The organism is Urinicoccus massiliensis (genome assembly GCF_900120405.1).
Classification (GTDB): domain Bacteria; phylum Bacillota; class Clostridia; order Tissierellales; family Peptoniphilaceae; genus Urinicoccus; species Urinicoccus massiliensis.
In genome coordinates this window covers 215773-230367 of record NZ_LT635492.1, presented here as the reverse complement: position 1 = coordinate 230367, position 14595 = coordinate 215773, and the positions used below count along the sequence as shown (strand labels likewise).

Annotated in this window: 14 protein-coding genes and 3 tRNA genes; 1 reads left to right on the top strand and 16 read right to left on the bottom strand. The window is 38.7% G+C overall.

The window, feature by feature from the left end:
* Positions 1 to 2: 2 nt before the first annotated feature.
* Genes pyrH through rpsB form a run of 3 tightly spaced genes read right to left on the bottom strand, consistent with a single transcriptional unit; the run spans position 3 to position 2192 of the window.
* Complete coding sequence (gene pyrH, locus BQ7400_RS01460; protein WP_034438572.1) at positions 3 to 710, bottom strand: UMP kinase; 708 nt, start codon at positions 708 to 710, stop codon at positions 3 to 5.
* Between the two features lie 12 nt (positions 711 to 722).
* Complete coding sequence (gene tsf, locus BQ7400_RS01455) at positions 723 to 1376, bottom strand: translation elongation factor Ts (RefSeq protein WP_034438574.1); 654 nt, start codon at positions 1374 to 1376, stop codon at positions 723 to 725.
* A gap of 60 nt (positions 1377 to 1436) precedes the next feature.
* Positions 1437 to 2192, bottom strand: a complete 756-nt coding sequence (rpsB, locus tag BQ7400_RS01450; RefSeq protein WP_034438576.1) for a 30S ribosomal protein S2 — start codon at positions 2190 to 2192, stop codon at positions 1437 to 1439.
* Positions 2193 to 2396: 204 nt separating this feature from the next.
* Here rpsB and BQ7400_RS01445 point away from each other — a divergent pair, with 204 nt between their 5' ends.
* Positions 2397 to 3626 carry an aminopeptidase gene (locus tag BQ7400_RS01445; protein ID WP_072469213.1) on the top strand — a complete coding sequence of 410 codons (1230 nt, stop codon included), beginning with the start codon at positions 2397 to 2399 and terminating at the stop codon, positions 3624 to 3626.
* Between the two features lie 81 nt (positions 3627 to 3707).
* Here the strand turns inward: BQ7400_RS01445 and BQ7400_RS01440 are convergent, their stop codons facing one another.
* The 13 genes from BQ7400_RS01440 to topA all read right to left on the bottom strand — a co-directional run bounded on the left by BQ7400_RS01440 (position 3708) and on the right by topA (position 14577).
* On the bottom strand, positions 3708 to 4199 hold the full coding sequence (locus BQ7400_RS01440) for a methyltransferase family protein (protein ID WP_072469212.1): 492 nt from the start codon (positions 4197 to 4199) through the stop codon (positions 3708 to 3710).
* A gap of 115 nt (positions 4200 to 4314) precedes the next feature.
* Positions 4315 to 5253 carry an alpha/beta hydrolase gene (locus BQ7400_RS01435; protein WP_072469211.1) on the bottom strand — a complete coding sequence of 313 codons (939 nt, stop codon included), beginning with the start codon at positions 5251 to 5253 and terminating at the stop codon, positions 4315 to 4317.
* Positions 5254 to 5587: 334 nt separating this feature from the next.
* Positions 5588 to 5671 (bottom strand) — tRNA-Leu (locus BQ7400_RS01430).
* 4 nt (positions 5672 to 5675) lie between these two features.
* Positions 5676 to 5751 (bottom strand) — tRNA-Lys (locus BQ7400_RS01425).
* Between the two features lie 2 nt (positions 5752 to 5753).
* Positions 5754 to 5830: transfer RNA gene (locus BQ7400_RS01420), tRNA-His, on the bottom strand.
* 78 nt (positions 5831 to 5908) lie between these two features.
* Positions 5909 to 6514: an RdgB/HAM1 family non-canonical purine NTP pyrophosphatase gene (gene rdgB / locus BQ7400_RS01415; protein WP_072469210.1), complete on the bottom strand. Its 606-nt coding sequence runs from the start codon at positions 6512 to 6514 to the stop codon at positions 5909 to 5911.
* The gene (locus tag BQ7400_RS01410; protein WP_072469209.1) at positions 6511 to 7716 is read right to left on the bottom strand and encodes an N-acetylmuramoyl-L-alanine amidase; all 1206 of its coding nucleotides are present in this window, start codon (positions 7714 to 7716) and stop codon (positions 6511 to 6513) included. Before BQ7400_RS01410 ends, rdgB begins: the two co-directional genes overlap by 4 nt.
* Positions 7717 to 7802: 86 nt before the next feature.
* On the bottom strand, positions 7803 to 8981 hold the full coding sequence (locus BQ7400_RS01405) for a hypothetical protein (RefSeq protein WP_072469208.1): 1179 nt from the start codon (positions 8979 to 8981) through the stop codon (positions 7803 to 7805).
* Positions 8978 to 9472: a hypothetical protein gene (locus BQ7400_RS01400; RefSeq protein ID WP_144019914.1), complete on the bottom strand. Its 495-nt coding sequence runs from the start codon at positions 9470 to 9472 to the stop codon at positions 8978 to 8980. Before BQ7400_RS01400 ends, BQ7400_RS01405 begins: the two co-directional genes overlap by 4 nt.
* A 109-nt stretch (positions 9473 to 9581) precedes the next feature.
* Positions 9582 to 9932, bottom strand: a complete 351-nt coding sequence (locus BQ7400_RS01395) for a type II secretion system protein (RefSeq protein ID WP_072469206.1) — start codon at positions 9930 to 9932, stop codon at positions 9582 to 9584.
* Positions 9933 to 9941: 9 nt separating this feature from the next.
* Positions 9942 to 11120 (bottom strand): type II secretion system F family protein, encoded by a 1179-nt coding sequence (locus BQ7400_RS01390; protein WP_072469205.1) that lies wholly within the window; start codon positions 11118 to 11120, stop codon positions 9942 to 9944.
* A gap of 9 nt (positions 11121 to 11129) precedes the next feature.
* Positions 11130 to 12503: a GspE/PulE family protein gene (locus tag BQ7400_RS01385; protein WP_072469204.1), complete on the bottom strand. Its 1374-nt coding sequence runs from the start codon at positions 12501 to 12503 to the stop codon at positions 11130 to 11132.
* 7 nt (positions 12504 to 12510) lie between these two features.
* Positions 12511 to 14577: a type I DNA topoisomerase gene (gene topA / locus BQ7400_RS01380; RefSeq protein ID WP_072469203.1), complete on the bottom strand. Its 2067-nt coding sequence runs from the start codon at positions 14575 to 14577 to the stop codon at positions 12511 to 12513.
* Between the last annotated feature and the right edge of the window lie 18 nt (positions 14578 to 14595).

Sequence of the window (14595 nt, the reverse complement as noted above, 5' to 3'; positions counted from 1 at the left end):
CCTTACTTTACATTTGTTCCTATTGTAGATCCCTTTACAACATCTACAATATTGGAAGGTTCATCAATACCAAAAACAATTAAAGGAATCTTATTATCCATACACAGGCTTGTAGCCGTTGAATCCATAATTTTTAATTCCCTTTTCAGAATTTCAAAATACGTCAACTCATCAAACTTCTTTGCCTTTTCATTGGTTTTAGGGTCAGAATCATAGATTCCATCCACACCTTTTTTAGCTAATAAGATTACATCCGCATCTATTTCTGCAGCCCTTAATGCTGCCGTCGTGTCTGTAGAGAAGTATGGGTTGCCTGTGCCTCCGGCAAAGATGACAATCCGCCCTTTTTCAAGATGGCGTATGGCTCTTCTTCGAATATAGGGTTCAGCCACTTGTTTCATTTCAATGGCCGTTTGTACCCTTGTTACGGCATTTAAGCCCTCGAGGGCATCCTGCAAGGCCAAGGCATTCATTACCGTTCCAAGCATTCCCATATAATCAGAGGTTGCGCGGTCCATGTCTCCGGAATCTCGTCCCCGCCAAAAATTTCCACCACCAACTACGATACTCGTTTCAACTCCCAAATCATGCACTTCTTTAACTTTTTTTGCAATCACTTGGACAATGTCGGTGTCAATTCCGACCCCTGCATTCCCAGCCATTGCTTCTCCACTGAGTTTAAGAACTATTCTGGAATACTTAGGACCCATAAGACCTCCTTATTATGCGTTTGTTCCCATTTGTTTTGCTACTTCTTCAGCAAAATCTTCTTCTTTCTTTTCTAGACCTTCGCCAACTTCAAAACGTACAAATCGACGAATTTTAATGTTTTCACCAATTTTAGCAATTAGGTTGTTTAGAACATCCTGTACTTTTAAATCACCATCTTTGATAAAGTGTTGATCAAGAAGGCAAATTTCTTCATAGTATTTTTCAAGACGACCTTGAACCATTTTTTCGATGATTTTTTCAGGTTTGTTTTCATGTCTAGCTTGTTCAGTTAAAACTTCTTTTTCATGTTCAACCAATTCAGCAGGTACTTCTTCTCTAGAAACATATTGAGGGTTTACTGCTGCAACTTGCATAGCCATGTCTTTAACGAAGCTCTTGAACTCTTCATTTTTTGCAACAAAATCAGTTTCAGAGTTTACTTCAATTAAAACCCCAATACGTCCAGCGTGAATATAAGAATCTACCAATCCTTCAGATGCAATTCTTCCGGCTTTTTTAGCAACACTTGCTAGACCCTTTTCTCTTAATAGGTCAACTGCCTTGTCAATGTCTCCATTGGTTTCTGTTAGAACTTTTTTACAGTCCATCATTCCTGCACCGGTTTGTTCACGTAATTCTTTTACCATTTTTGCTGTAACTGCCATAATATCCTCCATCCTTTCATAAAAAAAGAGTTCCCAAAGGCAGGAACCCTATTTAATTGCTTAAGCTTCGACTTCTTCTGTTGTTTCTTCTTCCTTGTCTTCTGATTCTTGGCTTACTTCTTCAGAGTCTTGAAGACCTTGTTTTCCTTCAATAACTGCATTGGCCATAGTTTCAGTAATTAATTTTACCGCACGAATTGCATCATCGTTTCCAGGAATTGGGTAGTCAACTTCGTCTGGATCGCAGTTTGTATCTAAGATTCCAATTACAGGAATTCCTAAAATTTGAGCTTCTTTTACTGCAATTTGTTCTTTCTTGGGGTCAACAATATAAATTGCATCTGGTGTCCCATTCATATTCTTGATTCCACCTAAGAATTTTTCAAGACGTTCTGCTTCATGGCGTAATTTAATAACTTCTTTCTTTGGAAGTACATCAAAAGTGCCATCTTCTTCCATGCGTTCTAATTCTTCTAGACGGTCAATTCTCTTACGGATTGTTTTATAATTCGTTAATAGGCCCCCTAACCAACGTTGGTTGATGTAAGGCATGCCACATTTGCTTGCTTCTTTACCAATTGCATCTTGGGCTTGTTTTTTTGTTCCTACAAACAAAATTTCCCCACCGTTTGCTGCAACTTCTCGAACATAATCATAGGCTTCTTCAATTTTCTTTACAGTTTTTTGTAGGTCAATGATATAAATCCCATTTCTTTCTGTAAAGATATACTTTGCCATTTTAGGGTTCCATCTTCTTGTTTGGTGTCCAAAATGTACACCTGCCTCTAATAGGCTTTTCATACTAACTACTGACATAGTTCCTCCTTTTGTTTTTTCCTCCATCTTTTTTAGCGTTTTGCAAACCTGAAAGGCAACTACAAAACATCGAAAGATGTGTGTATTCATTTCTTTGTTATTCTACCATAGAAGAGGTGTGAATACAAGAAATTTCATAGTTTTAACTTAGAATTTTTTAGTATATAATAGATATGTTAGTTTGAAAATATATAGGAGGTAAAAATGGATTTTCGTTTTAATGAATATGCTAAAGTTCTAATCCTTAAGGGGGTTAATATACAAATAGGTCAAAAGTTAGTCATTCGCTGCCCGATTGAAGTCGCCTTTTTTGCTGAAATGTGTGCTAAAGTCGCCTATGAACAAGGTGCCAGAGAAGTAGAAGTTCTTTGGAATGATGAAAAGCTCACTCTCTTAAACTACCAATACATGTCCCAAGAAAATCTTTCAAAAGTAAGTAAGACTCTGCAAACCCAATACGAAGAATATCGTCAAGACAACATCGCCCTATTAAGTCTGGTGGGACAAGACCCCTCTTTATTAAAAGAAATTGATGCCAATAAGATTAAAGGTGCTAGTACCGCCCGTTCCATTGCCTTAAAAAATTTCAACGAAGACATGATGAGCGACCAACACCAATGGTGTGTTGCCGGTGTCGCTGTAAAAAGTTGGGCCACCCACCTCTTCCCTGAATTAAGTCATGACCAAGCCCTGGAAAAACTTTGGGAACAAATTTTTTCCACTAGCCGGATTGATGACCATACCTTAGAAAATTGGGAAAACCACCTCAACCGTCTCAATGCCCTGGCAGATAAATTAAACCACTACCAATTTGATTCTTTAATCTACAAAAACTCTCTTGGAACAGACCTTACCATTGGCCTGCCAGAAAACCATATTTGGTCTGCTGCCGATTCAAAGACTCCAAAAGATATTCCCTTTGTGCCAAATATTCCAACAGAAGAAGTCTTTACTCTCCCTCATAGGGACCGAGTGGATGGTGTCGTTTATTCGACAAAACCTTTTAACTATGGCGGAAATATTATTCGTGATTTTAAACTTCGTTTTGAAGGAGGAAAAGTCGTAGAGTTTGATGCTAAAGAAGGTCGAGATATCTTGGCTAAATTAATCGACACTGATGAGGGATCTAAACGACTGGGAGAAGTAGCCCTGGTCCCCTACGACTCTCCTATTTCCAACACAAACTTGCTTTTTTACAACACCCTATACGATGAAAATGCCTCATGCCACTTAGCTATTGGCAAGGCCTATCCCACTTGTTTAGAAGGGTTTGGAAACCTGTCTTCCCAAGATCTTCTTGAAAGAGGGGCTAACGACTCCTTGGTCCACGAAGACTTTATGGTAGGGTCAAAAGACCTGAGCATTATTGGCCTAACAAAAGATGGCAAAAGAATTCAAATTTTTGAAAACGGAAACTTTGCCAAGGAATTTTAAATATACAAGCAAAATGAACCACCTGGATTTTATATCCCAGGTGGTTCATTTTGTTTCTAGCTTCATGTTCCATTATAGAAGCTATTTCCTCTTAAACCAAGGTATTACCCTATTGACTTTACTTGAATATATTTGATATTCCTGGCCAAATTTATTCTTCAACCATTTTTCCTCAGTTTTTTTCATCAGTATGGTTAAAAAAGCCCAAAAGAATACTGGAAGTCCCAATAAAATGATGTTGCCTGTCAAAAGCAATATACCTGTAAAGACAAATATAAAGGCTGTATAGACTGGATTTCTAACAAGACTATAGACGCCTGTAGTAATCAATTTGCCTTCATGGGTTTTCCTGTTTATCTTCTCGACTATAACTGCTTGTATCCATAAATATAAACCTGCCAATATTAAGACAAGACCCGTAATCCTAAAAATGAATTGTCCCTGTTTACATTGGCCTAGACTCAAAAAGCCTTTAAAATGTAAGTATAGTCCTCCTATAGTCAGTAACAAACAAGTTAAAACATAGATTGGCCCTACTCCAAAAGCGGGCATTTCAAATTCTTTTGATTTCATTTTCCACTCTCTCCATTTAATTCCACTCTTCGTAGGGAAGATGAGTTTAATGCCCATACAAAAATATTTTTTGACTTGATTCTTGGATTCTTACTTGCCTATTTTTATTGTCGGATTAAGCCTTTAACAATCCAATAATGGCATCTTGTGCATCCCTACCTTCTTTGAAAAATCTTAATAGGGGATAGCAATGGCACATTCCTTCTCCAATAACGACTTTATATGGAGCCTTGTACTTTTCCATGGATTTTTTGAAATATTCTGCAAAGGCATAAAGACATTCATTTCCACCATAATACAAATAGGTCTTTGGAAAATCTGTAAAGTCCCCCACTGTTCCATCTAGCATATATTCAGGCAAGTCTTCCGAATTTCTTAAAATTTCTCTGGCTGTTTTGAAGTAAGTTGGATCCAGGATGATGTCCTTATGGCTCAAGGCATTTACTTTTCTCCAAATTTCCTTATTCTTATCCAGCCTTAAATCCGGAAGTCCACCTGGAGAAACAGCGATAATTTTCCCCGGCATGGGAAGGGGCCTCCCCAAGGCATTGTTATGCAAGAAAATTCCAAGGGCTAGGCAAGCCCCGGACGAAAAGCCCAATATCCCTATATTTTCCGCCCTATATACCCCTGTCATTATTTTATAGCTTTCGAAACAAACCTCATAAGTTTTTCTTATATTTCCATCTTCAGTGCATAGGGGATAAAATAAAAAGTAAACGTCCTTACCGGTTTTGTTCATGATTCTTTCAGCAAGGGAAAAATCCAACTTATCCGGCCCTGTAATCATCCCTCCACCAAATAGGTAGAAGACTGCCCCTTCTGCTGGCTCTTCGCTTTTTTGATAAGTTAAAAGCCTATATTCCTGGACCTTTCTGTCAAAAAGAAAATATTTCTTCCTACTCGCCCTTTTCATGGCCTTGTTTATATCAAAGGTTGACTTGGCATTTTGTTTCTTGGCATAGTTCAATATATCTTCTTTAGACCTTCTAAAAATCTTTTTTACTCCCAACAAGCTTACAATCCCTGCTGCTATTTTATATGTTAGAGTCATTTTTCACCTCCTCCACGCCCCAATAATCCTCTTATTTTTAAATATTCTACATAAGACAATACTGAGCATGGCCTCTTTACAAAATAATATAAGAACCTTTACGCAAAATAGAATAAATTTGATATTTCTTATCAGCTATATTATACCACATAGAATTGATATTTAAGGAAATTTTCAAAGACATAGACCCTCCAGATTTTCCAGCCAAATCTAGTTTTTAGGATCTATGAATCCTTGTCCCAGCGGTTATTATAGGCACCCTATTTTCTGCCTAAAAGTGGTTAAGAATAAAAAAGCGTGTACAGTAAAAACTGTACACGCTTTTTTATTCTTATGGTGCGGGAAAGAGGACTTGAACCCCCACGTCAAAGACACTAGATCCTAAGTCTAGCGCGTCTGCCAATTCCGCCATTCCCGCATCTTGGTGATCCATCCGCGACTCGAACGCGGGACACCCTGATTAAAAGTCAGGTGCTCTACCGACTGAGCTAATGGATCTCTGGGGTGGATAGTGGGATTCGAACCCACGACCTCCAGAGCCACAATCTGGCGCCCTAACCAACTAGGCCATACCCACCATCTGTCAAAATTGTATTGACAACATAAAATATCTTATCATCGATCCTAGATAGTGTCAAGCTTTATTTTTGATTTTTTAATTTTGACTTTCTCCTAAAAGATTCTTTAGGTATTTTCTCAAGCCTTCAAGAGCCTTGCCCCGATGGCTAATCTCATTTTTCTCATGAATGGTCATTTCAGCAAAAGAAGACTCTCTGCCTTTGGGTTGGAAAATTGGATCATATCCAAAGGTCCTGGGTCCCTGAATGTCTTTTAGAATATTTCCCTGGCAGATTCCCTCAATAATCTTTTCTCCGCCTTCTGGGTCCAGCAAAACGAATACTGTTTTAAAATAGGCCGACCGATTTTCTTGGTCTTTTAGCTTTTCCAGAACCTTTTTAATATTTGCATCGTCATCATGGTTTCCAGCATAGCGGGCAGAATGAACGCCCGGTTCTCCTCCCAAGGCTTGGATAAAGAGTCCCGTATCATCTGCCAGGATAAGGCAATCCGAAGCGTATTTTTTCAAAGCTTCTGCCTTTACTCTCGCATTTTCCTCTAGGCTGTCATACTTTTCATCCACCTGAATTTCCCTATCCACAAAATCTGACTTAGCATAAACTTCTAAGGGGAGTCCTGCCAAGGCCTCTTTTATTTCAAGTACTTTGTTTTTATTGTCTGTTGATAAGATAAGCTTTTTCATTCAAACTCCACATAGTTATTTACATATCTTTCAATACCATTGGCTACCCCTTGAGCTAATTTTTCAATATAGCTATCTTGAGTGATATTTTCTAGGTCTGTCGGGCTGGAAACAAAGCCCAATTCACAAAGGGCTGCAGGCATTTCTGTCAAACGAAGAACAGCTAAATCCGGCCTTTTTTTCATAGTTCTCATGCTTGAGCCTGTAGCTTTTTTCAATTCGTCATTCAAGGCTCTAGCTAGGTGGATTTGTTCATGTTTTTTAATTTTTACCCTATCCTCAGGTGCATACAGGACTTCAATCCCACTGGCAATTCCGCTGGTAGATGAATTAAAGTGGATACTTACAAAAATTTCTGCTTGGTTGCTATTGGCAATTTCCGCTCTTTGAGCAAGACCGATGTATTCATCCCTGGTCCTGGTCTCAATAACTTCATAGTTTTTCGCTCTTAGGAGGTCTTTTAGGATTCCTGTTACTTTTAAGGTTAAATCTTTTTCTTTAACACTTGGGTCTATGGGAGAAATAGCCCCACTATCCTTGCCACCATGTCCTGCGTCAATAACTACTGTTACAGGTCCTGTCGCCTTTACTTTTTTGGCAATTTCTCTTTTTTCCCCTTGATCTGTATTTTTGTCATCAGGTTTTTTTGTCAAATCCACTGCCTTGTCTGATGTTTTCTTTCCACTATCTTCTGAAACATCTTTTGTATTGATGACAGAGACCGTCTTAACATTAGAGATTGAGGCTTGCTGTTTTTCTTGATTCCAGTCCACATTAAAATTCAAGGCCTCGGACAAAAAACGCAAGGGAACCATGGTTTTGGTTTCATTTTCCTTTGGATAGGTTGCAAACACAGGAATAGAACTCTTATCAATGAGTTTTTTCTTTCCGTTGATGTAAACTGCCCGACTATTAATTTGTAGGACAACCTTATTGTCTCCTAGGGAAATTTGTGCTGTTTTATTTTGATTATTCCAAGCTACATTTGCCCCCATGGATTCTGTAATTTCTCGAATAGGTACTAGAGTCCTATTCCCATAGGCAAAGGGCTGAAATACTGACTGTAAGGTATTTCCATTGACTTCAACTTTGACAGGATCAACACTTGTCCTTTTGTTTTGAATAAGCACAAATGTTGGATTGGCATATATGTTTTGTGAAAAAAGTATAAAACAAAGTAATAAACCGACTATTTTTTTCATAGCATCCTCCTTTTAACATATTTGAGAATACACTTTAAGCTGGCGAATGTCAATAATTCTTAACCGTTGTTACTATTTTGTAATAATTATTGCCCCTTGATTTTTAAGCAGTAACTTTCATCTTCATAAGATAGCTCATCCTCTAAAATATGATAGCCCTTTTTTGCAACTTCCTCTTTTAAGTAGTGTAGGTAGTCTAGAGAATTGCTTTTTGCTTTTAAGTCAAAGGTTTTATCTTTTTCTGTAATTTCATATTCAATGAGGCGTTGATCTTGAAAGTCTAGAAGGGGTCCCAGATCAATCCTTGTCTGGACTTGATTTGTCACAGGATTAGCCTTTGCATGAAGAAGTTTTTTATAGTCTCTTTTTAAGGAGGCATAATGAATCAACATGCCTAAAATGGTAAAGAAAATTAAGGCCGACATAGCCAGCTTGTATAAATCCACATGAAGTTTTTTAAAGCCTGGGGCTCTTCTCTCTTCCCCATCTTCCCAAGTAGTCGTTAGGAATTTCAATTCTTGGATATTTTCTACTTGAAATCTTTTTAAGAGGTCTCCCCTGGTTTCCGAATTCACCTCCAAGAGATTTTCTTGACTTAGGGATTTTTTTACTTGAGATATCCCCTCCATAAAGTAGACCATATAGTATTGGTCTAAAACTTCTTGATTTTCTAAATTTAGTCGCTGGGACATAAATTTATAAGCCCTTTCCGGACTTATTTTTTCTTTCTTTAAATATTCAACCCAATCCCCATTTGAAAAGCTCTGTGTTTTAAAGCTATCTTTATTTTGATAAAAAATAATATCGATGGAAGTATAGATAAAAGAATGGTCTGAAAGGGGCCGATCTGTCAATTTCACCTGTAAGGGTAAATCTACAAAGCATTTTTCCAATAAATCCACCGTCTCCTTGGGATAATAAGACATATAACACTTTTTATTCCAGGACTTGTAGGTCAATTTTTTGCTTTGTTCCAAGTCAATGGACAATTTTTCTTCTTGGAGGCTTTCCAGGTCTTTACCTTCGGCTTTTGTCAGCTTGTCTGTAGGATATTGAAAGGTCTTAAGATTTTTCATAGGCATAAAAACCACTAATTCCTGGATGTCTTTATGTCCATCTAAAAATTGATGAATATGGTAGTAAAATTGATAATAGTCCCGAATCTTCCCCTGTTTTACAATATCCCAAGGAAAAAAGTATTCTAGGTTCCCTGCCTGGCTGGACAAAAGAAACCTTCCGTTTTCTATCCTTAAAATTCCCCTCATATTTTCCACCACCTTAGAGTATTTACAAGAATCCAACCCAGCATTAAAAAAGGTCCCAAGGGAAGCTTTTTATCCCGGGTCCAGCCCAGACACAAAAGTCCTACCAAGCCCACGGCTCCCGCCAAGATAAAAGAGCTTGTCAAATATCCATAAATGCCCAAACTTGATTGGCAGGCTAGGGCCAAGGCACATGCATAGTCCTTATCTCCATCTCCAAAGCCCCCAAAGGCCCTTTCAATAATCCAGAAAAACAAAAAAACGCAAAATCCAGGCAAAACTAAATAGTAGCTGCCTCTTTGGACCAAGATAAAAAGCCCCTGTAAAAAAAGCCAGATTAAGTCGAAAAGATAAAAATCTCCCTTAACCAGGTCCCCTATGGCCATGGAGATTCCCTGGCCTATGAAAAAAATATAGGTCAGGGCTAGCTGGGGTTCGAGTTTTGGTATTTCATGAAAGTGTCCATGGATTCCATAGGCAAAAATATAGACCAAATAGATAAGATAGATGATTCTTAACTCCCTATCCCCTGCTCCATTCCCTTTTATTTTCTTATATCGAAAGAAATAAAAAAGGCTATTTATTAAAATTAACATTAACAAGTTACCCATTGTACTTGCTCTTATCAACCTCTCCCGGTATAACCTCGATGGTTCCTTTGGACTTATCATACTTTATCGAAAAAGATTTTTCCGGTAAAAAGCGGGCAGGTTTTGGAATGTCCCCTTCAATATAGACCTTGAGTTGGTCTATCGGCACCGTATCGGCTTCAGGATGGTCATTTAAGTATAGGATGGCTGCATTTTTTAACATCTTCACATTGGCATCATGGGTTAATATCTCTGCCGACCGATTGGTTTTTTGAAATCTTGGAATGGCAATGGATAAAAGCAAGGCGATGATGCCTATTACAATGACCATTTCCAATAGAGTAAAACCTTTTTTCTTTTTCATTTCTTCCTCCTAGAATTGATTAATCATTTCAAACATGGGACTAATAATACTGATGACAATAAAGGCAACAACGACAGAAAGTAAAATTAACAGGACCGGTTCGATCAAGGTATTTAATTTTTTACATAGGTTTAAAAAGTCATTTTGATAAAGTAGAGAGCTATGGCTGAAGGTTTCTTTTAAAGATCCTGCCTCTTCTCCAACTCGAACCAAGGCTGGAAAGGTTGGAAGAAAAATCTTTTGCTGGCCCAGGCTGTGCCATAAGTCCCTCCCCGCCACTAATTCCTTTTGAATTTGACCATAAACATCCTTGAGATATAGGTTGTCGGTGGATTTTTCCATAATGGCAAAAGCGGTTAAGATGTCCTGACCTCCCTGTAATAGCAGGTAGAGGTTTCTGGATAGACGCATGGTTAGCTGGTGCTGACTTATTTTTGAAAAAATCGGAAAATGGTAGACAAGATAGTCTACCCTGTACTTAAAGTTCTTATTTTTTAAGGCCAGGTAAAATGCTAGAAGGAGTCCTAAAAAGGCAATAAGAAAAGCCACAGAATAATTTCGAACCCCACGAGCTAGAAATAGGAGAACCTTGGTCTGCCAAGGTAAGATTACCTGCCTCTGAATAAAAAGTTCCTCAAAAATCGGTAAGACATGAATAGATAAAAATTGAACCATTCCTGTCATTACTATAATCAAGAGAACCGGATAGCTAATGGCATTGATAAAAGCTTTTTTGATGTCGCTTTGCTGTTGGTAGTATTCTCCCAGTTCTTTAAACATGTCCAGTAATAAACCTGAATTTTCCGCCACTTCAAAAGAAGAAATAAAAAGATCTGGCAACCTCCACTTTTTAAAAATCGCCGACAAATTTTCCCCTAAATACAGCTGGTCTAGGCAGTCTTGATAAAATAAGGCATGCTTCTTTTTCCTTGCTTGACCCTTCAATAATTTAAAGGTCTCCGTCAGGCTAAGACCCCCTGATAATAAAAAGTAGCACTCTCTTGAAAAGTTACTTAACTCATACTCTGAAAACACACGGGGACTCAGCGAAAGAAATACCTGGCTAATTTTAATAGGTAAAATTTCCCTATTTTTTAAATAAAGAAGAGCCTCTTCCTTATTCCTACAGGTGATTTCCCCTGAAATAATTTCCTGGTCTTTACTAAAACCCTTATATTTAAACTTCACCTTAATCTCCTAAATGGTATTTAAACAGCGGTAGGCTTCATCTAAGCTGATGGTTCCATTAAGTAATTCTTCCGTAATCCGGTCTTTAAGGCTAGGAATTCCACGTTTTTTTAGCTCGTTCCTCATATAAGCCAAGTCTTTTCCCCGGTTGATACAGTCCACCAACCAATCTTTAAAGAGAATAATCTCAAACACAGCCTTGCGGCCCAAATAGCCTTGGTTACAATGTGGACATCCACGAGCCTGGTAAAGTACAACTTCCTGGTCAAAAAAAGCTGGAACTTTCATCTTCACAGGCTCCTTACAATGGGGGCAAAGAGTCGTAAGAAGCCTTTGGGCCACAATCCCCAAAAGACCATCTGCAATATAATAAGGCTGAATCCCCATTTCCTCCAACCGATAGACTGCAGAAATAGCATCCCTTGTATGTATAGTGGAAAAAATCAGACGACCTGTAATCGCTGCTCGAATAGCTATTTTTGCAGTTTCGGGATTTCTGATTTCCCCTACCATTAAAACATCCGGATCCTGCCTTAGCATGGTTCTTAATCCCTGGGTAAAGTCCATGTGGACAACCGGGTTCACCTGCATTTGGTTGATGCCTTCAATTTGGTATTCGATGGGGTCTTCTATGGTCATAATGTTCATAGATTCCCTATTTATTTCTTGCAAAAGAGTGTAAATCGAGGTAGTTTTCCCTGAATTTGTAGGTCCCGTAAATAAAATTAAACCATTGCTTTGTTTAAGTAAGAAAGTCAGGTCCTCTCTTTGCTGGCTATTTAATCCCAAGCCCTCCATGGTTAAAAGCTCCGGTTTCTTTTTTAATAAACGCAAAACTATTTTTTCTCCCCGATAGACAGGAGAAGTAGACAGGCGAATATCCACCTGGCCCTGCTTGTCCTCTATGAAAAACCGCCCGTCTTGGGGAAGTTTCTTTTGGGAAATATCCAGACCGGCTAGAATTTTTAAGCGGACAAGTAATTTATCACTATAGGCCAGGGGCATAAACTTATAGTTTTTTAACTTCCCATCAATTCTAAAGCGAATTCTTAGCTTGTCTGATAGGGGTTCAATGTGAATATCTGAGGCTCCGACTGCCAGACCATCTTTAATCATTTGGTTACTGACCTGGATGAGCTCATGCTCTTCCTCTTCATAGACCGGGGCCACATCCTCTTCATCCAGCATGTCGGCCCCATCTTTTTTACAGATAATCTGACCCTTTTGATCCATAAAAACAACTTCTAAGTCGGTTAAACACTCAATGGCTTCCCTATACTTGTCCGAATCCTCGAAACTCATCAAGTAGATTTTCCCATCTTCTTTTTTGACGACTTCTAAATTCCATTGTTTTAATTTCTCTTTTGTGATGATCTCATTCATAATAGCCTCATTTTTTGATATAAGAACATTCCTTGTTGTTGCACTGAAGTCTCGTTCCCTTTCGAGTGACCCTTTTAGTCATAATATCGCCACATTTTGGGCACTTTTCATTGGTGGGTTCGTGCCAGGAAACAAAATCGCACTTTGGATAGTTGCTACATCCATAAAATACACGACCCTTTTTGCTTCTACGCACAACAATTTCCCCGCTCTTACACTTGGGACAGGCAAGACCTATTTTTTCTTCCAAGGGCCTTGCGTTACGACATTCTGGAAAACCAGGGCAGGCTAAAAATTTGCCATATCTTCCCATTTTGATGACCATATTTCGGCCACATTTTTCACACTTTTCATCGGTTTCTTCATCTCGAATTTTAATGCGGTCAATTTCTTTTTCTGCCTTCACCAGGTCTTTTTCTAAAACCTTATAGACCTCCCGAACCAGCTCCTTCCAGGGAATTTCTCCTTCTGCAATTTCATCTAGGGACTTTTCCATTCCTGCTGTAAAGTCTACATTGACCAAGTCTGGGAAATAATTGCTTAAAAGATCATTGACAGTCATCCCCAATTCTGTTGGTGTGATTTTTTTCTGTTCTAAAACTGCATAATAACGAGTTAAAAGAGTGCTAACCATGGATGCATAGGTTGAAGGACGCCCGATTTGTAGATCTTCTAGGGTCTTAATTAGGGAGGCTTCATTGTACCTTGCCGGCGGTTGAGTAAAGTGCTGCTCACACTCCATGGATAAGACATTTACTCGTTCTTTTTCCTCCAATGCTGGTAAATAGGCATCCTTGCTCTTGGCATAATGGTAGACTCTTAAAAATCCATCAAAGGCAATTCTTGACCCTGTACTTTTAAAGATATGGTCTTTTGTATTAAATAGGGCCGTCATGGACTGGATTTGGGCAGGTGCCATTTGTGATGCTACAAAACGGTTCCAAATTAATTCATATAGCTGGAATTGTTCCTTGGTTAAAGAATCCTTAATTTTTGCCGGAGTTCGACTTACATCTGTAGGGCGAATACACTCATGGGCATCTTGAACCCCTTCTTTTTTTCCACTCGCTCTATAGTTTGGTCCTAAATATTCAGGTCCATAGTTGTCTTTAATAAAAGTCCGGCAAGCATTCCTGGCCTGGTCTGACATTCGAGTTGAATCTGTACGCATGTAGGTAATTAAACCCACTGTTTTTTCTCCCGGAATGTCAATCCCTTCATACAAACCCTGGGCCACCTGCATAGTTCTTCTAGTATTAAAGTTTAACCTCCGAGAACCTTCCTGTTGTAGGGTTGATGTCGTAAATGGTTTAAAGGTCACTCGGTTCTTTTTAGATTCTTGCAGGCTATATACTTCAAGTTCCTTTACCCTGACTTCATTGTAGATTTTTTGTGCTTGCTCTTGTGTTTCAAAAGTCCTCTTTTCAATCTTATCCCCTACTCGTTGCCCAATATAGCTGGCATTGAACTTATTCCTAGATTTTTTTAAGACTGCTTCTATGGTCCAGGATTCTTCCGGCTCAAACTGTTCAATTTCTTCTTCTCTTTCGCAAATAAGCTTTAAGACCACTGATTGAACACGACCAGCTGAAAGGCCACTTTTTACCTTTTTCCACAAAAGAGGGCTGATCTTATAACCCACAATCCGGTCTAAAATTCTTCTGGCTTGTTGGGCATCGACTAAATCTTCATCGATTTTTCTAGGTAACTTTATTTGTCTTTTAACTGTTTCTTCTGTAATTTCATTAAACTCCACTCGGATTTCGTCGTTTAAATCCAGGTCTAATATATAGGCTAAATGCCACGAAATGGCCTCTCCTTCCCGGTCGGGGTCTGTTGCCAAGAGGACTCTGTCCACTTTTTTGGCTTCTGCCTTTAACTCATTAATCAAGGGGCCCTTTCCCCGAATGTTGATGTATTTTGGCTCAAAATCATTTTCAATGTCGATACCAAAGGTACTTTTGGGTAAGTCTCGAACGTGACCAACAGAAGCCAATACCTTATAATTTCTTCCTAACATTTTTTTTATTGCCTTGGCCTTAGTTGGCGACTCCACAATTACTAAATTCTTCATTTAACACCTCAACCCTAT